This is a genomic window from Bacillus sp. FSL M7-0003, assembly GCF_038628485.1.
GTDB lineage: Bacteria > Bacillota > Bacilli > Bacillales > Bacillaceae > Bacillus > Bacillus safensis.
In genome coordinates this window covers 603,305-627,563 of record NZ_CP152024.1, presented here as the reverse complement: position 1 = coordinate 627,563, position 24,259 = coordinate 603,305, and the positions used below count along the sequence as shown (strand labels likewise).

The following is a 24,259-nucleotide window of genomic DNA, read 5'->3' as shown; positions in this document are numbered from 1 at the left end:
TTTCTTTTCCTCTGTCACATAAGCAAAATATGAAAATAGCCCTCGTATCACTGCTTAAAAATTGATTTTCCATCTATAAATCCACCATTTCTCCAGCATTTCAAGTGACAAAATAAAAAAACGTCCAGTTATATAAATAACTGAACGTTTCCTTTATCGATTGACAGTGAAATTGTTAACAATTCCGCCATCCTTCTCCCAAGCGGCTTCCACCGTTTTCTTCTTCATATTGTATTCAAAAATCGTTCTTACCTTCGCCTTTCGTCCGGTGTCATCCTTTAATTCTTCTGCGTTTTTTGCAACACCTAAGAAATAAACAGACGACCCGTCCGTAGAAAATTGCGGCTGTGCAGCACTTAAAATATGGACATTCTGGCTGTTTTTAACGAGTGTCGTCGTTTTCCCAGTTTCTACATCAAGCAACTTAATCGAGGATATTTCTTTTTCTTTACGAACCTTTACTTCTGTATAAATCAATTTCTTATGATCTGGAGAAAATGAAATATCATTGATCGTTTGTGAGATACGTGCAATGCGTTTTCCCTTCTCACCTGTTTGAAGGGTGATTTTCATGGTTGTTGGTTCAGGATCTCTGCCCTTTTCATTCGCTTCATCGGTTTTTTGATAATCTTCTTTTAAAGAATAATGCTGGATCGCCAAATCATTTGAAGTCGGATCATATGCAAATGAACTCACCGTATCATCCTTGCTTTTTTCCGGATACAGCTCTTTCATTTTGTGTGTTTTCAAATCAAAAGATGCGACATAAAATTGCTCTCCAGAATCCTTGTTATACCTTAGAAATAACTTCTTTCCGTCACCAGACATCCTCATACTGTCGATAGAATCATCACTCGTAAACAGTGTTTTTTCTTCGTCAGATTTCACATTTAATTCCCGAATACTCACCTTTTGCGTGTCTTCATCCGTATACGTGTAATATAAAACTTGTTTCGTAGAATCATAAGCAATCGAAGGATATGCTGTCAGTTTCTCCGTATGAAGCGCCCGATCATGCAAGTAATAAGTATTGTTTAACTTTTGATCTGTAAATGAAACGAGCAATTCGTCTTTTGCATCTTGATTTGTTTTGACTTTTCCTGTATGTTTCGCCTCTTGCTCAGGCTTCATCATGAAGAAAATAACTGCCGCAATCACTGCGACGCCAATGACTGTGATGATCCACCATGTTGATTTTTTCATTGCCTTTCAGACCCTCTCTACAAGAAAAGAAGCCAGAAAATGAACTTTTCCCGCTTCTTTGCATGCCTATGTATTAATAAGTGTAATGCCCTTTTACGACACCTTTACTTGTTTTATACCCAAGTGCTTTGAATGCTTTTGGACTTACGTCTAGTACAGCATTTGGCATTCTGCCTACATCATATTTATATACTGTAATCACTTTATGTGGTTTCGCTTTTGTTGTCACTCTTAGTTTTGTACCTTTTTTCGGTACGTCAAAGCCCATTTTAGTTGCTGCATCCCAATGACCGAGTTTTTTTCCATCTGCGCCTTTTTTGCCGACACCATTATACCAAGTAATATTGCCGCTTACTTTTTTTGCACTTGCTCCATGTGAGAAACTGAATGCTAAAAATAAACTAGCTACTGTTACGATTGTCGTGATAAGCTTTTTATTCATTAAGAAATCCTCCGTTTTTGGTTTCTGCACTCATTATACATGAAGATGAACCCAGTTATTTTACAGACACATTACAATTCAAATACAAGTTGACCACTTTATGACCGATAAAGTTCATAAATACTACCAAAAACAGTCAGAACATTGTAAGCAGCCCCCCTCTTTCATTTTATATAATAAAAGTGAATCAAATTTAAGGGGGAATTTTCATGAAAAAGTGTTTCACCGTTTTGATTGTAAGTTTGGCCTTCGTTTTGATGTTTTCAAGTCTTCCTGCCTCAGCGGCTAGTCCTCGTCACGGCGCCATTGTGACGCAAACAGATGAAGCCAAATGGTCAGGTATCTCTGCTGATATTGTCCTGCCGAAAACAGCCACCATTAAAAACGGCTATGCGGACTGGTATCTCGGTCTCGGCTCTGCTGTAGTAGAGAGCGGTATTTCAAAAACGTCTTCTGGCTATAAGGTGTTTCTAGGCAGCGGCTCACAAGGCGGCAGTAAATACTGGAACAGCGAATACGATACAAGCATTAAAGATGGCGCACGTGTCAACCTAAAGCTCATCAACAATGGTGATGGTACGGTGTCACTATATGTCAACGGGAAACTGCGCTATAAGCAGCCTGTTTACAACCCTAGCCGTCTGAAAAACCTTGATGTTGTCAAAATGGTACATGGCGTACAGGATAATGGAACAAACAGCTATTCACAAGCAAGCTTTTCGAATGTACAGCTTCGTGCAAATACATCAGGAAGTGTCTATAAAAATTGGGACGGGTCAATCAAATCGTCACTTTTACGTAAAAATTTAGAATCCGGTGCCGCAGCTCCTAAATTCACCGTCATTTCTTCTATCCCATTAAGTACAAGCCTTTCAGCACAATAAGAAATAAAGCACCCTCCATTGGGTGCTTTTTATTGTTCACAGCTTATCAACACTTCTCTTTTAATCAAAACAAAGATTCGTGGTAACATAAACATACATCATTCGAAGAAAAAAGGAGAACGAACGTGAAAAAAAGTCTACTTGTTTTCATGAGTCTAGTTGCAAGTCTCTCCATTCTAGCAGCTTGCTCAAATACGACAAAAGAACAAAAACCAGAATCTAAGGCACTTCCTACGATTAATGAGCGCATTCAAAAAGAAACAAAAGAAGTAATGGAGCAGTCTAAGCTCATCAAAAACACTGACATCACCGTGGATCAAAAGAAAAAAGTCATTTCTTTAAACGTAACGGCTTCCTCTGATACCAATAGTGATTACGCTGAAGTCATCGGTTTAAACTTTGCAAAAACGCTGGCCATTGGAGCATCCACTGAAAAAGAAAACAATCTTCATAAACCGGAAAATGACAGCCTCGGCGCCCTCTATTCCTTTTATGACCTAAACATCACCGTGAAACAAGAAAACGGCAAGGTACTAGCAAAAGGAAAGAAAACAACAAATGAAACAAAAATCACTTGGGAAAGAGCCCAATAACTGGACAAGAAAATCCTTTATGGATTTTCTTGTTTTTTTTAACAAAACTATTAACTTTATGAAAAGAATGCCGATTAGTAAGATTGTGTTGGTTCTTAAGTACCAATAATTCTTATTTACATATCGGAGGAAAGTATGATGAAAAGAACGACAGAATTTGTTTTAGGTTTAATTGGAGGTATTTTTGGATTTTTCGGCGCAATGTTTGCTCTTGCTTTCGGAGGAATCGATGCAGCATTTAGCGATTCAGGTACGAGTGAAATTACAGGATTAGGCTGGGCAGCAATGCTTTTCTCTATTCTTGCCATTGTCGCATCTGTCATCGTAAAGAAAAAAGCAAAGCTTGGTGGAATTTTATTATTAGTATCTGCTGTAGGCGGCATTATTTCTATTTCTATGTTCTTCATCCTTCCAGCTGTATTAATCATCATTGCAGGCTGCATGGGCGTGTTTAGAAAAGAGCCTGTCGTCAATAACACAACTGCATAAGAATAGAGAATAAAGCTTGTAGAGATTGCTCTACAAGCCTTTTCTCTCTACTCTTTGTAATTCATATTGAATCGCATCAACTAACTCTATTATGTTTTCATCTGTCCAAAGATCCAACATAAATAATATATCATTCACCATGTGTGACAAATCTTCTTGGCTCATCAATTCTTCTTTGTAAGCAGGGACAACAAAGAAATAGAGTAGATCAGCCAATTCAAGAACGACACGTACATCTTTTTCATCCATGATGGCTTTATGCAAAGAATGAATCAGCCATTTGAGGTCTTCATGATTTTCAATAGGAACATACATCAATTGGTGTATTTCATCGGTATCCCTATCACTTAGAATCCTCTCAGCAGATTCCTTTGAAAGAGCTCCAACTGTATTTGAAGATATATTCAGAAACAAGAATTCATGTTGATCCTCTCTATTAACCGTCTTGATTGACGAACCTTCCATCTCAATCACTCCCAATCCCTTATAATAATTCTATTATAAGGAAATTCAAGTTCGTTTTAAGTCACAAGAAGTGGATTTTATGTAATTTTAAGCTAACTGGTTTATAAAAAAACACTCCAAAACAATTATTTTCTATTTTTATCATTTTTTGTTGATTTGAAAGTACTTTTGTCCTATTATAATAGTCGTGGTCAATGTATAAGCACATGGCGCTTATATAAATTAAACAAAAGGGGATTTTCATTTTGAAGAAATTCTATGCTTTATTTTTAGCTTTAGGGCTAACATTTACACTGGCTGCTTGCGGCTCAACAGAAGATGTGTCTACAGGTGCATCTAAAGAAAAAGAGTCTACAAGCACAAAAACACAATCAAAAAACAAAAAAGACGATGGTTCAAAGAAAATAAATGCGAGCAAACACAAAACAACTGCTCAAGGAATGAAAGTAAACCTTGGCGAAATTAAAATTATGAAGGATAGAATCAATGTTGGAATGAATATCGAAAATACGACAGATAAAGTTCTAAACTTCTATCCAGATCAAGGTAAAGTTGTAGCTGGAAGCATGCAATTAGATGCGAATATGTTTATGACTGACGGTGATATTGGTGGCGAAGTTGAAGGTGGCGTTAAACAAGATGGTGTTATTCAATTCTTAGCTCCTGAAGGCAAAGAGATCAACATTAAAAACATCAAAGAATTAAAACTGAAATTTGGAAATGTCACAACTGACGATTACATGAATAGTAAAGACGTGACATTCACAGTTAAAGTAAAATAAACTTTCACTCATGCCCTTGAATGATGAGGGCTTTTTTTATCACCACTAAAAAACACTTTCCTAGAAGAAAGTGTTTTTGTTTATAAGTAACGTTTCATTCTTTTTATTAACTAATCTTTCGAGAAGTCTCTTAAATGGAACTCTTTTTCATCTCCTCAGCCATTTCCACTTCATCCTCTGCTTCCAGCTGTTCAATGATGCGGATATAATCCCTTTCGTGGCGATTTTGGCTTAATTTAAAAGCAGCCTGAACTTCATCAATGATGATCTTAAAGCCTACAATGCCTTTCATTTGCTTCTCTAACAGTTCCTCAGACAACGTATCCCATAGCACCGGCTGTTCTCTGTGACTTTCGTATGTCTCCAGCATTGTGGTTAATTCCTTAACCAGTTCCGATTTTTCAAGCAGTTCCGCCTTTCCATAAACATGAACAGCCTGGTAATTCCATGTTGGTACTGCTTCTTTTTCATACCATGAAGAAGATATGTAGGCATGCGGGCCTTGAAAGATGACGAGCGTCTTCTCGCTCTCTTCAAACGTTTTCCACTGAGGATTCCCAATCGCCATATGCCCTGAGATCACATACGAATCTCCAACTTGATGAAAACTCACTGGAATATGTGTCGCAATGGGCTTTTCATTCATTGTCGTCACAACTGTAGCAAATGAATGAGATTGAATAAATGATTTGATTTTCTCCATATCTTTCACTCGAAAAAATGATGGGATATGCATGTACCCTTCCTCCTTTTTGATCAGCTCAATGTTTTGGTCATAATGAAATCCATTTGCTCTTCGTCCCCCATGAGAAAAGCGTGCACCCCTGTTTGAACAAACCCAAGCTTTTGATAGAAAGCGATGGCCGCTTTATTGTGCTCCCACACCCCAAGCCAAACATCCTGTTTATGATGATTTTTCGCAATTTCAATGGCTTGATCGATTAAATATCTGCCTAATCCTTGCTTTTGAAAGGACTGCTTGATATAAATTCTTTCAATCTCTAACGCTTCACTCCCCATCTCTTCTGATTGGGCATCATCCATATTGATCTTCAAATAACCAGCTACTTCCCCATTCACTTGAACAAAATAAAACTGTGAAGAAGGGTGCTGTAATTCCTTTAACAGCTGGTTTAGGTGAAAAGCTGTCTTCACGTACGCTTCGATATGTTCCACTTTGTTTTGATCCAGAAAGGTTTCTATAAATGTATCGGTTCCAATTTTCTGAAGCTCCTTTACATGTTGTTCATTGCACCGAATGAAAGTGACGGTCATAAAGTCGTCCCTCCTTATTTATTAGTAGTCTCTCTTTATCCCTTTTTTCACACCTTCCCAGTCCTTTTCTATATTCTTTCGCACCCTGAGAAGATACTCATAAATCTGTTCCGCTTCTTCCTTAGAAAACCCATCCAGCGCCACTTGATTCGAATAATCATGTTCTCGTTTAATCATTGGGTAGACTGCTTCCCCTTTTTCAGTTGGAAACAGCTTTTTGATTTTTTTATTCACACGATCATCTTTTTTCTCAATAAACCCATTCAGTTCTAATTTTTTGATAGCCCGAGCCGCCGTAGTTCGATCCACTTTAATCATTTCCGCCAGCTTTTCCTGAATGATACCAGGCTCCTCACAAATACGCACAAGATACAAATACTGCCCCTTCGTTAAATCGTACTCTCTAAATTCAATATTACTTATAGAATCAAGCGCCCGAGCTATCACACCGATCTCTCGCAATATTTCTTTCATGTATTTCAACTCCTTTTGTTGTATTTACAACAATTCACTATAGCTAATATAACTGATAAAAGTTGTATTTGCAACAAAAACCCACTCCTTAATTGGAAGTGGGTTTTCAACTCTTTCCTTATTTATCACGCTTCTTCGATCCAAACAATCCAAACACGACAGCCAGTGCAACAATAATCGCCACCCATGTAGTGAAGCCCATATGATCACCGCTTTTCTTTTTAAAATACCGTGTCGGGTAAAGACCCATGAAATCACTTGCTCATATTTTAACGATTGAGAAGCAGTAAGGGTTTCAATTCATCAGCCTTGATACTTTTTATTGCATGTGATCAAAATCATGAAGACATAACAAAAACCCCTATATTTCAAGGGGTTTTCGAGGGTGTTTACATCATACCACCCATTCCACCCATGCCGCCCATATCTGGCATTCCGCCGCCTGAGCCGCCTTCTTCTGGTTTGTCAGCAACGACTGCTTCAGTTGTTAGAAGCATTGCTGCTACAGAAGCTGCGTTTTGAAGTGCAGAGCGAGTTACTTTTGTTGGGTCAACGATTCCTTTTTCGATCATGTTTACCCATTCGTTTGTTGCTGCGTTGAAGCCTACGCCAATTTCTTCGTTTTTCAAGCGCTCAACGATAACGGATCCTTCAAGACCTGCGTTGTGAGCGATTTGACGAATTGGCTCTTCAAGAGAACGTAGAACGATGTTTACACCTGTTTGAACGTCACCATCTGCTTCGATTGAAGCGACTTTGTTGTATACATTCACAAGTGCTGTACCACCACCGGATACGATACCTTCTTCAACTGCTGCACGAGTTGAGTTCAGTGCATCCTCGATGCGTAGTTTACGCTCTTTTAGTTCTGTTTCAGTTGCAGCACCAACTTTGATGACAGCGACGCCGCCAGCTAGTTTTGCAAGACGTTCTTGTAATTTTTCTTTATCGAATTCAGAAGTTGTTTCTTCTACTTGTGCACGAATTTGGTTCACACGTGCTGAGATTTGAGCAGAATCTCCTGAGCCCTCTACGATTGTTGTGTTTTCTTTTGTCACAACAACTTTAGACGCGCGGCCAAGCTGACCGATTTCAGTTGATTTCAGATCAAGTCCTAGGTCTTCTGTGATTAATTCTCCGCCAGTTAGAACAGAGATGTCTTCAAGCATTGCTTTACGACGATCACCGAATCCAGGAGCTTTTACTGCTACTGCGTTGAATGTACCACGAAGTTTGTTCACAACAAGAGTTGCAAGTGCTTCGCCTTCTACATCTTCAGCAATGAGCAATAATGGTTTTCCTTGTTGTACAACTTGCTCAAGTACAGGAAGGATTTCTTGAATATTTGTGATTTTTTTATCAGTGATTAAGATGTAAGGATTTTCAAGAACTGCTTCCATCTTATCAGAATCAGTCACCATGTATGGTGAAGCATATCCGCGGTCAAATTGCATACCTTCAACCACTTCTAGCTCAGTTGTGAATCCTTTAGATTCTTCGATAGTGATGACACCGTCGTTACCTACGCGTTCCATTGCTTCTGCGATTAGGCTGCCGACTTCTTCATCTGCTGCAGAAATAGCCGCAACTTGAGCAATTGATTCTTTGCCTTCGATTGGTTTAGAAATCTCGTGCAAGCCTTCAAGTGCTACTTTCACTGCTTCTTCGATCCCTTTACGAACGCCAACAGGGTTTGCACCAGCTGTTACGTTTTTCAGACCTTCACGGATCATCGCTTGAGCTAGAACTGTTGCAGTCGTAGTACCGTCACCAGCTACGTCGTTTGTTTTGCTTGCAACTTCAGCCACAAGTTTTGCACCCATGTTTTCAAATGCATCTTCTAATTCGATTTCTTTTGCGATCGTTACACCATCATTTGTGATAAGTGGAGAACCGAATTTTTTCTCAAGAACCACGTTACGTCCTTTAGGTCCTAAAGTTACTTTTACAGCATCTGCAAGTGCATCTACACCGCGTAACATCGCGCGACGTGCTTCTTCACTGAACTTAATATCTTTTGCCATAATAACGAAACCTCCTCAGTCTTTTTAAAAATTTATCTCAATGTTTTTTATGTGATTAACCAATAACAGCTAAAATGTCGCTCTCACGAAGGATTAAATATTCTTTGCCTTCATATTTCACTTCAGTGCCTGCATATTTTGAGAAGATAATGCGGTCGCCTGTGCTTACTTCTAACGCAACGCGCTCACCACTTTCAAGTACACGCCCTGAACCTGCTGCAACAATTTTACCTTCTTGCGGTTTTTCTTTTGCAGAATCCGGTAAAACAATACCGCTAGCGGTTTTTTCCTCAGATTCAACGAGTTCAATGATTACGCGATCGCCTAATGGCTTTAACATAAGAAACAACCTCCTCAATTTTTATATGTAGTCTTTTTTAGCACTCATCACCAGCGAGTGCTAACACATTTATTATAATAAAGAATGTCTTCTGCAATTTCAAGTGAAAACCTTTAAAAATTTTTACGCTTTCACGATCTTTTTTGGTCTCAGATTCTTTCCTTTTCATCGAAAAAGGAGACTTGTGTTACAATAAATCTAGTTCTTTTAGTAAAGGGGTTTTCGTTACTTGAAAAAACAATATTGGTACATCATCTTAACGTATATATTGGTGCAGGTTTCTGCGTTTCCTTATGTGCTCATTATGAAATGGCTGGGATTCATTCAATCACCGATGACTCAAACAGAGCTTTCAAAATTATCAGGAACGTGGACAATCATCAGTTTTTGTATCGGATTGATCATTATTCTGCTCATCCTTCGAACCGTCCCAAAAGCTTCACTGCGAAATGAAGCGCCAGTTTCAATCGGTTCTGCTATCGCATGGATCATTGGCGGTTTCTTTCTTTCTCTCTTTGCACAATCGATTGCGGGGGCGATTGAACAATATGCATTCGGCATTGGCCGTGAGTCAGAAAATACGCAAACCATTTTATCCATTATGGATGCCGTTCCTTGGCTTGTGATCGTCATCGCCCTGATTGGTCCAATCTTAGAGGAAATCATTTTCCGTAAAATCATCTTTGGTGTGATTTATGAAAAAACGAATTTCTTCATTGGAGCACTTGCCAGTTCAGTGGTTTTCGCTACTGTACACTATGATTTTCCCCATATCTTGCTCTATACCGCAATGGGCTTTACCTTTGCCTTTTTATATGCGAAAACAAAACGAATCATTGTTCCAATCGGCGCTCATATGCTGATGAATTCACTTGTCGTTCTTGTGCAGATTGAGCCAGTGAAAAAAATGATTGAAGAACAATCTCAAACCATGCAAATGATTATTGGAGGCTTTTTCTCATGAGAAACCCAGTCGTATGGGGCATCATTTATTTTGCCGTAGGTGTCGCTTTCACCTATATGGCCATTCAAAACCCAGGTGACATGTGGTCATTTTACAGCATTTTGCTGATGGTGTTTGCGGCCTATAATATCAATATCGCGCTTAAAATGTTTGCCTTCTCTGTCAAACTCAAAAAACAGCAGCAAAAATAAATCAAAAACCATTTTCCGCGGTTGGAAAATGGTTTTTTTATGGAGGATGTATCTTTATGGAACATGAAAAACTTCGCATCTTCAATGATCAACATGAAACGATTGGAGCTGCCGCTCGTTCAGATGTCCACGCCCAAGGTCTTTGGCATGAAACATTTCATTTCTGGCTTCTTAAAAAAGAGCATGGCACCGTATATCTCTATTTTCAGCTAAGAAGTCCCGCAAAAAAGGATTTTCCTTCTATGTTTGATATCACCGCAGCGGGCCATCTTCTCGCAGATGAACAGCCTTCTGATGGCTTAAGAGAGGTAGAAGAAGAGCTTGGTCTTTCCATCCATTTTGAGGACCTCACCTTTGCAGGTGTCATACAGGATGAAATCCATATGCCTCCGTTTATCGACCGTGAGTTCTGCCATGTGTACCTTTATATGTATCAAGAAAAGTACATGGAAGTTTATCTACAGAAAGAAGAAGTCGCTGGTCTGTACAGAGCCAAGCTGCTTGATGCACAGCAGCTGTTGACAGGAACTTGTGAAAGAATTCGAATCGAGGGCTTTCAAGTTGATGCAAACGAAGAACGACGTGAAGAAAGCATCGAAGTGGGTGTTCATGATTTTGTCCAGCATGAGCACGCCTATTATGAGCACCTCTTTCATGCGATCAATCAATTTCTTTCACAATAGAAAAAGCATCGTGATCCTCATAGGATCATGATGCTTTTTTATGAGACATAATGACTTTCTTTCTCCTCTGTTTGCTGCATTTTGCGGTAGGTCACTCTTGAAATGATAATGCTCACTTCGTATAAAACGAGCATTGGCAAGGTGACCATGAGGTGAGAAACAAGCTCTGGCGGTGTAATGAGTGCGGCAATGACAAGGAGGACAAAATAGGCATACTTCCGTATTTTTGATAAAAACATCGGTGTGATGATGCCAAGTCTTGTGAGAAACATCAACACGACGGGCATCTGAAACAAAAAGCCAAATGGAAGTGTTAACTGCATCAGAAATGTAAAATACTCATGAATCCCAATGACTTGCTCTACATTTAAATCATTCGACATTCGCATCATAAAGTCGACGACAAACGGAAACAAAATAAAATAAGAGAAAGCCACACCGCTCAAAAATAAAAGCAGTGCAATCGGAATGTAAGCAAGTGTCACCTTTCTTTCTTTCTCATATAAGCCTGGACTCACAAACGCCCACAGCTGATATAAAATAACGGGACACGTCAAAACCAAAGCAATGACAAATGCGAACTGCATAAACACGTACAGTGGATCTGTAAGCTTAAATGCGTTCAGCGTAAGTGTTGCCGCTTCATCGGTATTTTGTAAATACACAATGACCGGCTTAGCGAGAAAAAAACCAGCCACCATAAAGGCGACAAAAAACATCGCAATGATCACTAAACGTTTTCGCAGTTCCACAATATGCTCCATAAGCGGCATATCTTTGACATTCATGAAGCTCATCCTATTCTACTGATCTTCTTTTTTCTTTTTTTCTTCCTGATCATCAGCTAAGCCTTTTGTGGCATTTTTGAATTCACGTAATGTATCTCCTGCTGCTCTTCCTAATTCAGGAAGCTTTTTCGGCCCAAAAATAATGAGCGCTACAATCGCAATCAGAATCAAACTCCCAGGACCGATTGGACCCATTTGCTCCACCCCCTTTACCCCTTTTCGTCAGTCCTCCTGCGTAACAGAGTAATGCTTTAAGAAATACACAAGAGACTGAAGTTCAACCGCCAAATCTATATGATGAATTCGAATGTGTTCCGGCACATTCAATCGAGCCGGCGTAAAGTTAAGGATTCCTTTGATGCCAAGAGCAATCAAACGATCTGTAATGGATTGAGCTGCTACGGCAGGTACTGTCAAAATCGCAACAGGGATATCTCCTACCTCTTGAACATGCTCTTCAAGCTTATCCAAATCATAGACAGGCACGCCGCCTATCTCACTTCCTATTTTACTCTCATTGACGTCAAAAGCCATTGAAATTTTTGTATTATTATTTTTTATGAAATTATAGTGTAAAAAGGCAGTCCCTAAATTCCCGACACCGATGAGCATGACATTGGTCATTTCATCTTGGTCAAGGGTCTTTCTGAAGAAGGTCAAGAGATAATCGACATTATAGCCGTACCCTTTTTTCCCAAGTGCACCAAAGTACGAAAAATCTCGGCGAATGGTAGCAGAATCCACTTTGACTGCATCACTAAGCTCTGCTGATGACACCCTTTGTTTTCCTGATGCATGCAGATTTTTTAAAAAACGGTAGTATAGCGGCAAACGTTTGGCTGTCGCTTGTGGAATTTTTGACTGATCTATATTCATATAAGGTCCTCCAACTTAAATATCAGATGCTCTGTGAAAATCACCGTTTTTCCCGCCTGTCTTTTCAATTAGATAGGTAGGACCGATGATCATGCCTTTATCAATCGCTTTGCACATGTCGTAAACGGTCAGTGCACATACTGAAGCAGAAGTGAGCGCTTCCATCTCCACACCCGTACTTCCTTTTGTTTTTACCTGTACTTGTATGTTCAGGATGTGCGCATTTCCGTCTTCCTCCCAATGAAAGGAGATATCCACACCTTTTAGTGCAAGCGGATGACACATTGGAATGATGGTAGATGTTTGCTTTGCTGCCATGATGCCAGCAACCTGTGCAACAGACAGCACATCTCCTTTTCCAATTTCACGTTGCTCTATTTTATGAAACACTTCTTTTATCATACGAACACTTGAAACAGCAACGGCGGTTCTCACTGTAGACGATTTGTCACTAATGTCGACCATCTTTGCTCTTCCCTGTTCGTTAAAGTGGCTAAATTGACTCATCTTTCAACGCTCCCTCACTCAAATGATACACTATTTTTTCCTATCTGTCTTTCATTTGAATATGGCGATTGTATGTAACATTTGCCGGTTTACTGCTGATAAGCTACACTTAACATATTATAGCAGAGGTGAAGTTACATGATGATTCTACAAGTGAATCAGCTGTCCAAATCGTTTGGCGCTGATACCGTTTTAACGAATATAAAATTGGAAGTCAAAGCAAGGGATCGCATTGCCATTGTAGGTCGTAACGGTGCAGGCAAATCCACGCTTTTGAAAATCATTGCCGGTCAAATGTCTTACGAGCAAGGTGAGATCATCAAACCAAAAGACCTATCGATCGGCTATTTAGCACAGCATACCGATGTGACGTCTACACGTACGTTAAAGGACGAATTATTATCGGTTTTTGATCATTTAAAAGTGATGGAACAAGAGATGAGAACCATTGAGGAGAAAATGGCTTCCTCCACAGGTTCTGAGCTGGATGCCTTGATGAAAACCTATGACAGGCTGCAGCAGGAATTTAAAGATCAGGGCGGCTATCAATATGAAGCAGATGTCCGCTCCATTCTTCATGGACTCGGCTTTAGTCATTTTGAAGATGAGACAACCGTCCAATCCTTAAGCGGTGGTCAGAAAACCCGTCTAGCGCTTGGAAAGCTCTTATTAATGAAACCAGAACTCTTAATTCTGGATGAGCCGACCAACCATTTAGATATTGATACCTTATCATGGCTGGAGCAGTATTTGCAAAATTATACAGGTGCCATTCTCATCGTGTCCCATGACCGCTATTTCTTAGACAAAGTCGTAAACCACGTCTATGAAGTCTCAAGAACTTCGATGAAAAAGTTTGCAGGGAACTATAGTAAGTATCTTGAGCTGAAAGCAGAGCAGCTCGAGCGGGATATGAAACTATACGAAAAGCAGCAAGAAGAGATCTCAAAGCTTCAGGATTTCGTGGATCGCAACCTAGCAAGAGCTTCAACTACAAAGCGCGCTCAAAGCAGACGCAAGCAGCTCGAACGAATGGATCGTTTAGATAAGCCTTTAGGTGACGAGAAATCCGCAAACTTTCATTTTGATATTACGAGACAAAGCGGCAATGATGTGCTGAAGGTACATGATCTCGATATTCGTTATGATGAAAAAACACCGCTCCTATCCTCTCTTTCTTTTCAGATTAAACGCGAGGATAGTGTGGCACTCATTGGTCCTAACGGGATCGGGAAATCAACCCTTTTAAAAACGTTAACGAACACATTAACACCAGTAAAAGGCGACATCACTTTTGGATCTCATGTCACGATCGGCTACTATGACCAAGAGCAAGCCAAACTGACATCCTCGAAAAAAGTGCTCAATGAGCTTTGGGATGACTATCCTCATATGAATGAAAAAGAAATTCGGACATGTTTAGGAAACTTCCTTTTTTCCGGTGATGACGTTTTAAAGCCTGTCCATGCATTAAGCGGTGGAGAAAAAGCACGCCTTGCACTGGCAAAGCTGATGCTCCAAAAAGCCAATTTTCTTATTCTCGATGAGCCGACAAACCATCTGGACTTAGATAGTAAGGAAATTTTAGAGAATGCACTAATCGATTATCCAGGAACCATCTTATTTGTTTCGCATGATCGTTATTTTATCAATCGTCTTGCTACGAAAGTATTTGAGCTGTCGCCTACAGAAACAAGAGAATATCTCGGTGATTATGACTACTATCTTGAAAAGAAAAATGAACAATTAGAGCTGGAAGCACTTCAAGAAAATGAGCCGCTTAAAAAACAAGCTGCACAGCCAGCAGAAAAGGCAAAGCTTTCTTATGCGGAAGAAAAAGAACTGAAAAAGAAAGAAAGACAAAAGCAGCGCAGAATCGAAGAAATTGAAGAACGCATTGCTGTCGTCGAAGACAAGCTCGGTGAAAATGAAGAGCTGCTATGTGATCCTGATATTTTTCAAGATCACGAGAAGGTCCAAGCCATTCAGACAGAAAATGATACGCTCAATCAAGAGCTGGAATCACTTTTTGCGGAGTGGGAAGAGCTGTCAGAAGCTTAAAGAGTGCCTTAAAAGGTACTCTTTTTTCTTTCAAAGAAAATTCATTATCCACAATGATACCCACAATAACTTCTTGATTATTCTTAAATACATTAGACTTATCCACTTTATCCACAGAGTTTTAATCACATATCCACAAAAAAGATCGTGTTTATACACACCCTCTTCATTTTAAAACAAAATTTTCTAACAATTGTGGATATATAACGTTTACATGTGAATAAATCGCTTTCATAAAAAATAAAAACCCCTGTCATCCACAGGAGTTTTTATTCATATGAGACTAGCGGCAGCCCTGGCTGGCCATTCATCGCCATATCGCCTCTGATTCCTTTTTCAAACGCAATGGTTCCAGCGGCAGCGATCATGGCTGCATTGTCTGTGCAAAGAGATAATGGCGGAATAATGACTTTCACTTCTGGCAGCTTCGTAAATGTTGAGGTTAAAGCTTTTCTTAGTCCTTTATTGGCAGCGACTCCTCCAGCTAGAACGACCTGCTTCACACCATAGGCTTCAGCTGCTTTCAATGTTTTCCCAACAAGCACTTCAATGACGCTTGCTTGAAAACTTGCGGCCAAATTCTCTGAGGCAATCGTTTCTCCCTTTTGTGACGCATTGTGTAACGTGTTGATCACAGCTGATTTTAAACCACTAAAGCTAAAGTGATACGATCCTTCTTCAAGCCATGCACGAGGAAGCTTAATTGTCGGCTCCCCTCCATGCGCTAACCGATCAATGTGAGGTCCGCCTGGGTACGGGAGACCCATCGTCCGGGCCACTTTATCGTACGCTTCTCCAGCTGCATCATCTAAAGTTTCTCCGATGACCTCAAAAGATCCATGTTCCTTCATTAAAACAAGCTCAGTATGTCCGCCGGAGACAACAAGAGCTAAACATGGGAACTCCAATTCATCAACAAGCTGGTTTGCATAAATATGCCCTGCAATATGATGAACACCAACAAGAGGAATTTGATGGGCAAAGCTCAGTGCCTTTGCTGCATTGACACCAATCAGCAAGGCACCGACGAGGCCAGGTCCTTCTGTGACAGCAATCGCATCTAAATCCTTAAAGCTCATACCCGCCTGTGCCATCACTTCTTCTAATACGATGGTGACTTGCTCCACGTGATGCCTTGAAGCAATTTCGGGTACAACTCCGCCAAATCGTTTATGACTGTCTATTTGCGAGGCGACCACATTCGCCACGATTTCCTTTCCATTTTTGACAATGGACGCAGCTGTTTCATCGCAGCTTGTTTCTATACCTAATATGAATCGATCTGTTTGTTCACTCATTTATATTCACCCACATGACTAATGCATCTTCTCCATTATCCGTATAATAATTCTTTCGAATAGAAGCTGGTCTGAAACCGAGCTTTTCATAGAGGGATTGTGCTGGTGTATTCGAAACCCGCACCTCTAAAGAAAGATGATCTGTCTTTTTTTCTTTGCAAAATTCCATGACATATCGAAGCAATGCTTCCCCGTAGCCTTTTCCTCTATGCTCAGGGAGAATCGCAATGTTCGTAATTTGTGCATCGTCCATGACAATCCAGACCCCGCAATACCCAACAGGCTGCTTATCTTCTTCAATGAGGAAATAATGGCTGTATTGGTTATGAAGAATCTCATACACAAACGATTCCTTTTTCCAAGGCGCTGTAAACGAATGCACTTCAATCGTATACACCTCTGGAATATCCGCTACTGTCATTTGTCGTATCTCTGCTATGTGAAGATTATTTTTGTCCTTCAAGCCATTTCACTTCCGCTTCTGCCAAACGAATATAGTTAGGAACAAGCTGATGGACATCTTCAGCAGGACGATCTGCGCCTAAAAATGCAAGCACTGAAGGTCTTGGGTTATGGAATGTCCCCTCTGCCAGTACAGCCGTTTCTCCTAAAATGGAGCGAATGCTCTCTTCATGAAGATGCACATCTTGTCCAAGAAATAGAACAGGCTTTCCTGTCTGCTTCAGTTCATGAAGCCAATCCGTGAGCAGGATATTTTGATCTGGTTCTACCTCTTTGATCTTACCCTTTTCAAACATATATAGTCCGGTATAAACTTGGCCTCTTCTCGCATCAAATAAAGGTGAGATATATCCATCAAAATATTGGCCATTTGCCGCAAGTGTTTCTAAACTCGAAACAGCTGATATCGGGATAGACAGCGTCCACGCAAGTGTTTTTGCGATGGTAACACCGATTCTGACGCCAGTGTAAGAACCAGGTCCTTTTGCTACAACGATTTTGCTTAGTTCGCTTGGTGATACACCACATTCTTTCATCAATGCTTCAACAGTAGGCATCGCTCGGACGGAATGGTTCTTTTTTAAATACGTAATGCTCTCCCCAATCACAGTGAAGTCTCTTACAAGAGCAATTCCTAGTGTATGGTTTGATGTATCAATGGCCAGTATGGTCAAATTCTTTCATCTCCTTACAAAGGGTCTCATAACGCTCCCCTTTTGCATCAAACGTGAGATGCCGTTCTTCTTCACGTTCTGTTCTCAACATTTCAATTTTTAAATAGGAAGAAGGCAATTGAGGTTCAATAAGATGTGCCCATTCAACCAAGCATACACCTTCACCCTCAAAATATTCTTCGAGGCCGATCTCTTCTTCTGCATCTTCCATGCGGTACACGTCCATATGATAAAGTGGCAGTCTGCCATCGGTATATTCTTTAATAATTGTAAAGGTGGGGCTGTTGACGATACGGGTAATTCCTAAGCCTTCCGCAAAACCTTTTGAAAAAGTGGTTTTACCTGCACCTAAATCTCCTTCTAATGTCAATACATCGCCTGGCATCACAAGTTTGGCCAATGCAGCGGCAATTCGTTTCGTCTCATCCGCACCTTTTGTCGTCCATGTTAATTTCACCGTTGATGTCACCTCATTTCTTAAAATGATTATATCCTTTTTTCATTAACATTGTTTGTTGATCATTGTCTTTTAACATAACACTGGCTGCTTGATCATCTTTGACTTGTCCAATACGTGTGATCTGAATGCCTTCTTTTTGACATTGCGATTCAAAGCTTTCCCAATCACATTCTGGTATCGTACCAGTTAAAACAAAATCTTCTCCCCCAAACAACACCCATTCAAGCCAGTCTTTGCGCAGCACCTGTAAATCTGGATGAATTGGAAGCTTATCAGCTTCTATCTCGATCATCACACAGCTCGCTTCGGCTATCTCATTCAACTCACTCGCTAATCCATCACTCACATCATTCAAGGTAACACGCGGGAAACTTGAACAAATGTGTCCAGCAGCAATATGAGGCTGAGGCATTTTATGACGCTTAAGAAAAAAATCAGCATCGACCGCCTTAGAAGGGGCTGCTTCGTTCATTAAGATTGATAACCCAGCAGCTGATGAACCAAGTTCACCTGTGACAAAGACAATGTCTCCAGTCTGAGCACTGTGACGATAACAAGCTTTTCCCTTTGAAACCTCACCAATGACCGTCACGGTAATGACAAAGTCACTGCGGGTGGCCACTGTATCTCCACCAATCAAATCCATATGATAAGAGTCAGCCAACGCTTTCATTCCCTCGTAAAGCTCCGTAACAATTGTCTCATCACCATGAGGCGGGATCGCAATTGAAACAAGATAATATTTTGGGGTCCCTCCCATTGCAGCGATGTCACTGACATTGACTGCCAGTGCTTTAAAGCCAACTTCAAATGGTGTTGAAAAGTCAAAACGAAAATGAACATGCTCCACCATTGTATCAACACAAACGACCTCTTCACAATGTGAATGAGGTTGATAAACACTTGCATCATCACCGATGCCCATGATCAAAGAGCGCTGATATGTATCTTTAGGTGTGATTCGGCGAATAAGATCAAATTCATCCATAAAAAGACAGCCCCTTCTTGCAATCAATTGGTTAAGTAGACATGAGGTCAAACACAGTTAGTATTAGTGTAGCGAATATAAGTCTCAGTTCCAACTAAAAATGATATAAAGAAAGCCTGGTGTGAAAAAACCAGGCTGAGTTGAAATAATCTATCTTTTCTTTCTTATAGTGTAGCCAAACACATATCATTTCATTGCATCTTGGGTACTTCTAGAAAGAAAAAGACATAAAAAAAAACGAAACTATACGTTTTCGTTTACAAGTCATAAAAATGGCGGTCCGGACGGGACTCGAACCCGCGACCTCCTGCGTGACAGGCAGGCATTCTAACCAACTGAACTACCGGACCATTTTGGTTGCGGGGGCAGGATTTGAACCTGCGACCTTCGGGTTATGAGCCCGACGAGCTACCGAACTGCTCCACCCCGCGATGATATAAATATAACAAGCTTGGCGGCGTCCTACTCTCACAGGGGGAAACCCCCAACTACCATCGGCGCTGAAGAGCTTAACTTCCGTGTTCGGTATGGGAACGGGTGTGACCTCTTCGCTATCGCCACCAAACCTGATGGAGAGAATGTTCTCTCAAAACTAGATAACAATGTTCATGCTTCACATTAGAATATAGGTTAAGTCCTCGATCTATTAGTATCTGTCAGCTCCACGTGTCACCACGCTTCCACCTCAGACCTATCAACCTGATCATCTTTCAGGGATCTTACTTCCTTGCGGAATGGGAAATCTCATCTTGAGGGGGGCTTCATGCTTAGATGCTTTCAGCACTTATCCCGTCCGCACATAGCTACCCAGCGATGCCCTTGGCAGAACAACTGGTACACCAGCGGTGCGTCCATCCCGGTCCTCTCGTACTAAGGACAGCTCCTCTCAAATTTCCTGCGCCCGCGACGGATAGGGACCGAACTGTCTCACGACGTTCTGAACCCAGCTCGCGTACCGCTTTAATGGGCGAACAGCCCAACCCTTGGGACCGACTACAGCCCCAGGATGCGATGAGCCGACATCGAGGTGCCAAACCTCCCCGTCGATGTGGACTCTTGGGGGAGATAAGCCTGTTATCCCCGGGGTAGCTTTTATCCGTTGAGCGATGGCCCTTCCATGCGGAACCACCGGATCACTAAGCCCGACTTTCGTCCCTGCTCGACTTGTAGGTCTCGCAGTCAAGCTCCCTTGTGCCTTTACACTCTGCGAATGATTTCCAACCATTCTGAGGGAACCTTTGGGCGCCTCCGTTACATTTTAGGAGGCGACCGCCCCAGTCAAACTGCCCACCTGACACTGTCTCCCTGCCCGATAAGGGCAGCGGGTTAGAAGGTCAATACAGCCAGGGTAGTATCCCACCGATGCCTCCACCGAAGCTAGCGCTCCGGTTTCCAAGGCTCCTACCTATCCTGTACAAGCTGTACCAACATTCAATATCAGGCTGCAGTAAAGCTCCACGGGGTCTTTCCGTCCTGTCGCGGGTAACCTGCATCTTCACAGGTACTATAATTTCACCGAGTCTCTCGTTGAGACAGTGCCCAGATCGTTGCGCCTTTCGTGCGGGTCGGAACTTACCCGACAAGGAATTTCGCTACCTTAGGACCGTTATAGTTACGGCCGCCGTTTACTGGGGCTTCAATTCGCACCTTCGCTTACGCTAAGCGCTCCTCTTAACCTTCCAGCACCGGGCAGGCGTCAGCCCCTATACTTCGCCTTACGGCTTCGCAGAGACCTGTGTTTTTGCTAAACAGTCGCCTGGGCCTATTCACTGCGGCTTCTCGGGGCTTTAACACCCTAAGAAGCACCCCTTCTCCCGAAGTTACGGGGTCATTTTGCCGAGTTCCTTAACGAGAGTTCTCTCGATCACCTTAGGATTCTCTCCTCGCCTACCTGTGTCGGTTTGCGGTACGGGCACCTCTCACCTCGCTAGAGGCTTTTCTTGGCAGTGTGGAATCAGGAACTTCGCTACTAAATTTCGCTCGCCATCACAGCTCAGCCTTTATGGGAAACGGATTTGCCTATTTCCCAGCCTAACTGCTTGGACGCGGATATCCAATACCGCGCTTACCCTATCCTCCTGCGTCCCCCCATTGCTCAAATGGTGAGGAGGTGGTACAGGAATATCAACCTGTTGTCCATCGCCTACGCCTTTCGGCCTCGGCTTAGGTCCCGACTAACCCTGAGCGGACGAGCCTTCCTCAGGAAACCTTAGGCATTCGGTGGACGGGATTCTCACCCGTCTTTCGCTACTCATACCGGCATTCTCACTTCTAAGCGCTCCACCAGTCCTTCCGGTCTGGCTTCACAGCCCTTAGAACGCTCTCCTACCACTGTTCGTAAGAACAGTCCGCAGCTTCGGTGATACGTTTAGCCCCGGTACATTTTCGGCGCAGAGTCACTCGACCAGTGAGCTATTACGCACTCTTTAAATGGTGGCTGCTTCTAAGCCAACATCCTGGTTGTCTAAGCAACTCCACATCCTTTTCCACTTAACGTATACTTTGGGACCTTAGCTGGCGGTCTGGGCTGTTTCCCTTTCGACTACGGATCTTATCACTCGCAGTCTGACTCCCAAGGATAAGTCATCGGCATTCGGAGTTTGACTGAATTCGGTAACCCGGTAGGGGCCCCTAGTCCAATCAGTGCTCTACCTCCGAGACTCTTACCTTGAGGCTAGCCCTAAAGCTATTTCGGAGAGAACCAGCTATCTCCAGGTTCGATTGGCATTTCACCCCTACCCACACCTCATCCCCGCACTTTTCAACGTGCGTGGGTTCGGGCCTCCATTCAGTGTTACCTGAACTTCACCCTGGACATGGGTAGATCACCTGGTTTCGGGTCTACGACCACGTACTCATGCGCCCTATTCAGACTCGCTTTCGCTGCGGCTCCGCATCTTCTGCTTAACCTTGCACGGGATCGTAACTCGCCGGTTCATTCTACAAAAGGCACGCCATCACCCGTTAACGGGCTCTGACTACTTGTAGGCACACGGTTTCAGGATCTATTTCACTCCCCTTCCGGGGTGCTTTTCACCTTTCCCTCACGGTACTGGTTCACTATCGGTCACTAGGGAGTATTTAGCCTTGGGAGATGGTCCTCCCGGATTCCGACGGAATTTCACGTGTTCCGCCGTACTCAGGATCCACTCTGGAGAGAACAACATTTCAGTTACAGGGCTGTTACCTTCTTTGGCGGGCCTTTCCAGACCTCTTCGCTTATATCGTTCCTTTGTAACTCCGTATAGAGTGTCCTACAACCCCAAGAGGCAAGCCTCTTGGTTTGGGCTGTTCCCGTTTCGCTCGCCGCTACTCAGGGAATCGCATTTGCTTTCTCTTCCTCCGGGTACTTAGATGTTTCAGTTCCCCGGGTATGCCTTCTCATACTCTATGTATTCAAGTATGGATACTACTCCATTACGAGCAGTGGGTTTCCCCATTCGGAAATCTCCGGATCAAAGCTTGCTTACAGCTCCCCGAAGCATATCGGTGTTCGTCCCGTCCTTCATCGGCTCCTAGTGCCAAGGCATCCACCGTGCGCCCTTTCTAACTTAACCATTTCTTACTTTAGAAAGAATCACTATGTGTGATGAACTTTGCATTGCATTCAATGTGAATGTATTACTTATTGTTATCTAGTTTTCAAAGAACAATCCTGTCTCGCTAGAGACATGTTTTGAAGGAATGATCCTTCAAAACTAAACAAGACGAAAACGTACGCTGCTCCATATATCCTTAGAAAGGAGGTGATCCAGCCGCACCTTCCGATACGGCTACCTTGTTACGACTTCACCCCAATCATCTGCCCCACCTTCGGCGGCTGGCTCCATAAAGGTTACCTCACCGACTTCGGGTGTTGCAAACTCTCGTGGTGTGACGGGCGGTGTGTACAAGGCCCGGGAACGTATTCACCGCGGCATGCTGATCCGCGATTACTAGCGATTCCAGCTTCACGCAGTCGAGTTGCAGACTGCGATCCGAACTGAGAACAGATTTATGGGATTGGCTAAACCTTGCGGTCTTGCAGCCCTTTGTTCTGTCCATTGTAGCACGTGTGTAGCCCAGGTCATAAGGGGCATGATGATTTGACGTCATCCCCACCTTCCTCCGGTTTGTCACCGGCAGTCACCTTAGAGTGCCCAACTGAATGCTGGCAACTAAGATCAAGGGTTGCGCTCGTTGCGGGACTTAACCCAACATCTCACGACACGAGCTGACGACAACCATGCACCACCTGTCACTCTGTCCCCGAAGGGAAAGCCCTATCTCTAGGGTTGTCAGAGGATGTCAAGACCTGGTAAGGTTCTTCGCGTTGCTTCGAATTAAACCACATGCTCCACCGCTTGTGCGGGCCCCCGTCAATTCCTTTGAGTTTCAGTCTTGCGACCGTACTCCCCAGGCGGAGTGCTTAATGCGTTAGCTGCAGCACTAAGGGGCGGAAACCCCCTAACACTTAGCACTCATCGTTTACGGCGTGGACTACCAGGGTATCTAATCCTGTTCGCTCCCCACGCTTTCGCTCCTCAGCGTCAGTTACAGACCAGAGAGTCGCCTTCGCCACTGGTGTTCCTCCACATCTCTACGCATTTCACCGCTACACGTGGAATTCCACTCTCCTCTTCTGCACTCAAGTTTCCCAGTTTCCAATGACCCTCCCCGGTTGAGCCGGGGGCTTTCACATCAGACTTAAGAAACCGCCTGCGAGCCCTTTACGCCCAATAATTCCGGACAACGCTTGCCACCTACGTATTACCGCGGCTGCTGGCACGTAGTTAGCCGTGGCTTTCTGGTTAGGTACCGTCAAGGTGCGAGCAGTTACTCTCGCACTTGTTCTTCCCTAACAACAGAGCTTTACGATCCGAAAACCTTCATCACTCACGCGGCGTTGCTCCGTCAGACTTTCGTCCATTGCGGAAGATTCCCTACTGCTGCCTCCCGTAGGAGTCTGGGCCGTGTCTCAGTCCCAGTGTGGCCGATCACCCTCTCAGGTCGGCTACGCATCGTCGCCTTGGTGAGCCATTACCCCACCAACTAGCTAATGCGCCGCGGGTCCATCTGTAAGTGACAGCCGAAACCGTCTTTCATCCTTGAACCATGCGGTTCAAGGAACTATCCGGTATTAGCTCCGGTTTCCCGGAGTTATCCCAGTCTTACAGGCAGGTTACCCACGTGTTACTCACCCGTCCGCCGCTAACATCCGGGAGCAAGCTCCCTTCTGTCCGCTCGACTTGCATGTATTAGGCACGCCGCCAGCGTTCGTCCTGAGCCAGGATCAAACTCTCCGAGGTATGCAGGATGCATATCACACATGCGTTGCTACACGATGTAGCGAACTT

General features: G+C 42.9%; 26 protein-coding genes, 2 tRNA genes and 3 rRNA genes. 8 read left to right on the top strand and 23 right to left on the bottom strand.

Features of this window, described 5'->3' with window-relative positions:
- Positions 1–153 precede the first annotated feature (153 nt).
- Positions 154–1,203, bottom strand: a complete 1,050-nt coding sequence (locus MHI23_RS03130) for a hypothetical protein (RefSeq protein ID WP_135033194.1) — start codon at positions 1,201–1,203, stop codon at positions 154–156.
- A gap of 73 nt (positions 1,204–1,276) precedes the next feature.
- Positions 1,277–1,645, bottom strand: a complete 369-nt coding sequence (locus MHI23_RS03125; RefSeq protein WP_024424478.1) for an RlpA-like double-psi beta-barrel domain-containing protein — start codon at positions 1,643–1,645, stop codon at positions 1,277–1,279.
- 209 nt (positions 1,646–1,854) lie between these two features.
- Here MHI23_RS03125 and MHI23_RS03120 point away from each other — a divergent pair, with 209 nt between their 5' ends.
- The 3 genes from MHI23_RS03120 to MHI23_RS03110 all read left to right on the top strand — a co-directional run bounded on the left by MHI23_RS03120 (position 1,855) and on the right by MHI23_RS03110 (position 3,611).
- Positions 1,855–2,529, top strand: coding sequence for a hypothetical protein (locus MHI23_RS03120; RefSeq protein ID WP_024424477.1), 675 nt, complete (start codon positions 1,855–1,857; stop codon positions 2,527–2,529).
- 125 nt (positions 2,530–2,654) lie between these two features.
- On the top strand, positions 2,655–3,122 hold the full coding sequence (locus MHI23_RS03115; RefSeq protein WP_120208726.1) for a hypothetical protein: 468 nt from the start codon (positions 2,655–2,657) through the stop codon (positions 3,120–3,122).
- Between the two features lie 138 nt (positions 3,123–3,260).
- Positions 3,261–3,611, top strand: a complete 351-nt coding sequence (locus tag MHI23_RS03110; protein ID WP_024424475.1) for a DUF4064 domain-containing protein — start codon at positions 3,261–3,263, stop codon at positions 3,609–3,611.
- Positions 3,612–3,641: 30 nt separating this feature from the next.
- On the opposite strand, the gene MHI23_RS03105 is transcribed toward MHI23_RS03110, so the two are convergent.
- Positions 3,642–4,076: a hypothetical protein gene (locus MHI23_RS03105; protein ID WP_034622185.1), complete on the bottom strand. Its 435-nt coding sequence runs from the start codon at positions 4,074–4,076 to the stop codon at positions 3,642–3,644.
- A 245-nt stretch (positions 4,077–4,321) separates the two neighbouring features.
- Between MHI23_RS03105 and MHI23_RS03100 the strand changes: the two genes are divergently transcribed.
- Entirely contained in the window at positions 4,322–4,858 is a 537-nt protein-coding gene (locus tag MHI23_RS03100) for a hypothetical protein (RefSeq protein WP_024426726.1), read from the top strand.
- Positions 4,859–4,988: 130 nt separating this feature from the next.
- On the opposite strand, the gene MHI23_RS03095 is transcribed toward MHI23_RS03100, so the two are convergent.
- From MHI23_RS03095 to groES, 6 genes are all read right to left on the bottom strand, one after another.
- Positions 4,989–5,594 (bottom strand): FMN-binding negative transcriptional regulator, encoded by a 606-nt coding sequence (locus MHI23_RS03095; protein ID WP_034622183.1) that lies wholly within the window; start codon positions 5,592–5,594, stop codon positions 4,989–4,991.
- 20 nt (positions 5,595–5,614) lie between these two features.
- Positions 5,615–6,133, bottom strand: coding sequence for a GNAT family N-acetyltransferase (locus MHI23_RS03090; RefSeq protein ID WP_125587199.1), 519 nt, complete (start codon positions 6,131–6,133; stop codon positions 5,615–5,617).
- A gap of 21 nt (positions 6,134–6,154) precedes the next feature.
- The gene (locus MHI23_RS03085; protein ID WP_125587198.1) at positions 6,155–6,607 is read right to left on the bottom strand and encodes a MarR family transcriptional regulator; all 453 of its coding nucleotides are present in this window, start codon (positions 6,605–6,607) and stop codon (positions 6,155–6,157) included.
- A gap of 118 nt (positions 6,608–6,725) precedes the next feature.
- A complete protein-coding gene (locus MHI23_RS03080; RefSeq protein ID WP_254968466.1) occupies positions 6,726–6,857 on the bottom strand; it encodes a hypothetical protein in 132 nt (43 codons plus the stop codon).
- Between the two features lie 139 nt (positions 6,858–6,996).
- Entirely contained in the window at positions 6,997–8,631 is a 1,635-nt protein-coding gene (groL, locus tag MHI23_RS03075; protein ID WP_041108751.1) for a chaperonin GroEL, read from the bottom strand.
- A 55-nt stretch (positions 8,632–8,686) separates the two neighbouring features.
- Positions 8,687–8,971 (bottom strand): co-chaperone GroES, encoded by a 285-nt coding sequence (groES, locus tag MHI23_RS03070; protein ID WP_024426730.1) that lies wholly within the window; start codon positions 8,969–8,971, stop codon positions 8,687–8,689.
- A 229-nt stretch (positions 8,972–9,200) separates the two neighbouring features.
- Between groES and MHI23_RS03065 the strand changes: the two genes are divergently transcribed.
- The 3 genes from MHI23_RS03065 to MHI23_RS03055 are packed head-to-tail and all read left to right on the top strand — an operon-like array spanning position 9,201 to position 10,809.
- Complete coding sequence (locus MHI23_RS03065; RefSeq protein WP_024426731.1) at positions 9,201–9,935, top strand: CPBP family intramembrane glutamic endopeptidase; 735 nt, start codon at positions 9,201–9,203, stop codon at positions 9,933–9,935.
- Entirely contained in the window at positions 9,932–10,126 is a 195-nt protein-coding gene (locus MHI23_RS03060; RefSeq protein WP_003213897.1) for a YdiK family protein, read from the top strand. Before MHI23_RS03065 ends, MHI23_RS03060 begins: the two co-directional genes overlap by 4 nt.
- Before the next feature lie 56 nt (positions 10,127–10,182).
- Positions 10,183–10,809 carry an NUDIX domain-containing protein gene (locus MHI23_RS03055; RefSeq protein WP_326484011.1) on the top strand — a complete coding sequence of 209 codons (627 nt, stop codon included), beginning with the start codon at positions 10,183–10,185 and terminating at the stop codon, positions 10,807–10,809.
- A gap of 38 nt (positions 10,810–10,847) precedes the next feature.
- Here MHI23_RS03055 and tatC read toward each other — a convergent pair whose 3' ends face one another.
- The 4 genes from tatC to moaC are packed head-to-tail and all read right to left on the bottom strand — an operon-like array spanning position 10,848 to position 12,980.
- Positions 10,848–11,606 carry a twin-arginine translocase subunit TatC gene (gene tatC, locus MHI23_RS03050; RefSeq protein WP_073204051.1) on the bottom strand — a complete coding sequence of 253 codons (759 nt, stop codon included), beginning with the start codon at positions 11,604–11,606 and terminating at the stop codon, positions 10,848–10,850.
- 6 nt (positions 11,607–11,612) lie between these two features.
- On the bottom strand, positions 11,613–11,792 hold the full coding sequence (locus MHI23_RS03045; RefSeq protein WP_008355689.1) for a twin-arginine translocase TatA/TatE family subunit: 180 nt from the start codon (positions 11,790–11,792) through the stop codon (positions 11,613–11,615).
- 27 nt (positions 11,793–11,819) lie between these two features.
- The gene (locus MHI23_RS03040) at positions 11,820–12,473 is read right to left on the bottom strand and encodes a redox-sensing transcriptional repressor Rex (RefSeq protein ID WP_008355687.1); all 654 of its coding nucleotides are present in this window, start codon (positions 12,471–12,473) and stop codon (positions 11,820–11,822) included.
- A 15-nt stretch (positions 12,474–12,488) separates the two neighbouring features.
- A complete protein-coding gene (gene moaC, locus MHI23_RS03035; protein ID WP_024424463.1) occupies positions 12,489–12,980 on the bottom strand; it encodes a cyclic pyranopterin monophosphate synthase MoaC in 492 nt (163 codons plus the stop codon).
- Between the two features lie 138 nt (positions 12,981–13,118).
- Between moaC and MHI23_RS03030 the strand changes: the two genes are divergently transcribed.
- Complete coding sequence (locus MHI23_RS03030; RefSeq protein WP_342492275.1) at positions 13,119–15,041, top strand: ABC-F family ATP-binding cassette domain-containing protein; 1,923 nt, start codon at positions 13,119–13,121, stop codon at positions 15,039–15,041.
- Positions 15,042–15,310: 269 nt separating this feature from the next.
- Here MHI23_RS03030 and tsaD read toward each other — a convergent pair whose 3' ends face one another.
- The 10 genes from tsaD to MHI23_RS02980 all read right to left on the bottom strand — a co-directional run bounded on the left by tsaD (position 15,311) and on the right by MHI23_RS02980 (position 24,211).
- Positions 15,311–16,339 carry a tRNA (adenosine(37)-N6)-threonylcarbamoyltransferase complex transferase subunit TsaD gene (tsaD, locus tag MHI23_RS03025; protein ID WP_280149856.1) on the bottom strand — a complete coding sequence of 343 codons (1,029 nt, stop codon included), beginning with the start codon at positions 16,337–16,339 and terminating at the stop codon, positions 15,311–15,313.
- Positions 16,332–16,760, bottom strand: coding sequence for a ribosomal protein S18-alanine N-acetyltransferase (gene rimI / locus MHI23_RS03020; RefSeq protein WP_024424460.1), 429 nt, complete (start codon positions 16,758–16,760; stop codon positions 16,332–16,334). The genes tsaD and rimI overlap by 8 nt, the downstream gene beginning before the upstream one ends.
- 25 nt (positions 16,761–16,785) lie before the next feature.
- The gene (gene tsaB / locus MHI23_RS03015; RefSeq protein ID WP_025092761.1) at positions 16,786–17,475 is read right to left on the bottom strand and encodes a tRNA (adenosine(37)-N6)-threonylcarbamoyltransferase complex dimerization subunit type 1 TsaB; all 690 of its coding nucleotides are present in this window, start codon (positions 17,473–17,475) and stop codon (positions 16,786–16,788) included.
- Positions 17,456–17,932 (bottom strand): tRNA (adenosine(37)-N6)-threonylcarbamoyltransferase complex ATPase subunit type 1 TsaE, encoded by a 477-nt coding sequence (gene tsaE / locus MHI23_RS03010; RefSeq protein ID WP_044335667.1) that lies wholly within the window; start codon positions 17,930–17,932, stop codon positions 17,456–17,458. The genes tsaB and tsaE overlap by 20 nt, the downstream gene beginning before the upstream one ends.
- Positions 17,933–17,945: 13 nt before the next feature.
- Entirely contained in the window at positions 17,946–18,923 is a 978-nt protein-coding gene (thiL, locus tag MHI23_RS03005; protein ID WP_212052884.1) for a thiamine-phosphate kinase, read from the bottom strand.
- Between the two features lie 273 nt (positions 18,924–19,196).
- Positions 19,197–19,273, bottom strand: a tRNA-Asp gene (locus MHI23_RS03000).
- 4 nt (positions 19,274–19,277) lie between these two features.
- Positions 19,278–19,354: transfer RNA gene (locus MHI23_RS02995), tRNA-Met, on the bottom strand.
- 18 nt (positions 19,355–19,372) lie between these two features.
- Positions 19,373–19,488, bottom strand: a 5S ribosomal RNA gene (rrf, locus tag MHI23_RS02990).
- A 61-nt stretch (positions 19,489–19,549) separates the two neighbouring features.
- Positions 19,550–22,480: ribosomal RNA gene (locus tag MHI23_RS02985) — 23S ribosomal RNA — on the bottom strand.
- Positions 22,481–22,662: 182 nt separating this feature from the next.
- Positions 22,663–24,211: ribosomal RNA gene (locus tag MHI23_RS02980) — 16S ribosomal RNA — on the bottom strand.
- Together the 16S, 23S and 5S rRNA genes with 2 tRNA genes alongside form the textbook arrangement of a ribosomal RNA operon.
- Between the last annotated feature and the right edge of the window lie 48 nt (positions 24,212–24,259).

Bases quoted from the DNA above. Each gene is read 5' to 3' on its own strand.
- MHI23_RS03130 (WP_135033194.1), bottom strand. From the start codon at position 1,203: ATGAAAAAATCAACATGGTGGATCATCACAGTCATTGGCGTCGCAGTG.
- MHI23_RS03125 (WP_024424478.1), bottom strand. From the start codon at position 1,645: ATGAATAAAAAGCTTATCACGACAATCGTAACAGTAGCTAGTTTATTT.
- MHI23_RS03120 (WP_024424477.1), top strand. From the start codon at position 1,855: ATGAAAAAGTGTTTCACCGTTTTGATTGTAAGTTTGGCCTTCGTTTTG.
- MHI23_RS03110 (WP_024424475.1), top strand. From the start codon at position 3,261: ATGAAAAGAACGACAGAATTTGTTTTAGGTTTAATTGGAGGTATTTTT.
- MHI23_RS03105 (WP_034622185.1), bottom strand. From the start codon at position 4,076: ATGGAAGGTTCGTCAATCAAGACGGTTAATAGAGAGGATCAACATGAA.
- MHI23_RS03095 (WP_034622183.1), bottom strand. From the start codon at position 5,594: ATGCATATCCCATCATTTTTTCGAGTGAAAGATATGGAGAAAATCAAA.
- MHI23_RS03090 (WP_125587199.1), bottom strand. From the start codon at position 6,133: ATGACCGTCACTTTCATTCGGTGCAATGAACAACATGTAAAGGAGCTT.
- MHI23_RS03085 (WP_125587198.1), bottom strand. From the start codon at position 6,607: ATGAAAGAAATATTGCGAGAGATCGGTGTGATAGCTCGGGCGCTTGAT.
- MHI23_RS03080 (WP_254968466.1), bottom strand. From the start codon at position 6,857: ATGGGTCTTTACCCGACACGGTATTTTAAAAAGAAAAGCGGTGATCAT.
- groL (WP_041108751.1), bottom strand. From the start codon at position 8,631: ATGGCAAAAGATATTAAGTTCAGTGAAGAAGCACGTCGCGCGATGTTA.
- groES (WP_024426730.1), bottom strand. From the start codon at position 8,971: ATGTTAAAGCCATTAGGCGATCGCGTAATCATTGAACTCGTTGAATCT.
- MHI23_RS03060 (WP_003213897.1), top strand. From the start codon at position 9,932: ATGAGAAACCCAGTCGTATGGGGCATCATTTATTTTGCCGTAGGTGTC.
- MHI23_RS03055 (WP_326484011.1), top strand. From the start codon at position 10,183: ATGGAACATGAAAAACTTCGCATCTTCAATGATCAACATGAAACGATT.
- tatC (WP_073204051.1), bottom strand. From the start codon at position 11,606: ATGAGCTTCATGAATGTCAAAGATATGCCGCTTATGGAGCATATTGTG.
- MHI23_RS03045 (WP_008355689.1), bottom strand. From the start codon at position 11,792: ATGGGTCCAATCGGTCCTGGGAGTTTGATTCTGATTGCGATTGTAGCG.
- MHI23_RS03040 (WP_008355687.1), bottom strand. From the start codon at position 12,473: ATGAATATAGATCAGTCAAAAATTCCACAAGCGACAGCCAAACGTTTG.
- moaC (WP_024424463.1), bottom strand. From the start codon at position 12,980: ATGAGTCAATTTAGCCACTTTAACGAACAGGGAAGAGCAAAGATGGTC.
- MHI23_RS03030 (WP_342492275.1), top strand. From the start codon at position 13,119: ATGATGATTCTACAAGTGAATCAGCTGTCCAAATCGTTTGGCGCTGAT.
- tsaD (WP_280149856.1), bottom strand. From the start codon at position 16,339: ATGAGTGAACAAACAGATCGATTCATATTAGGTATAGAAACAAGCTGC.
- rimI (WP_024424460.1), bottom strand. From the start codon at position 16,760: ATGACAGTAGCGGATATTCCAGAGGTGTATACGATTGAAGTGCATTCG.
- thiL (WP_212052884.1), bottom strand. From the start codon at position 18,923: ATGGATGAATTTGATCTTATTCGCCGAATCACACCTAAAGATACATAT.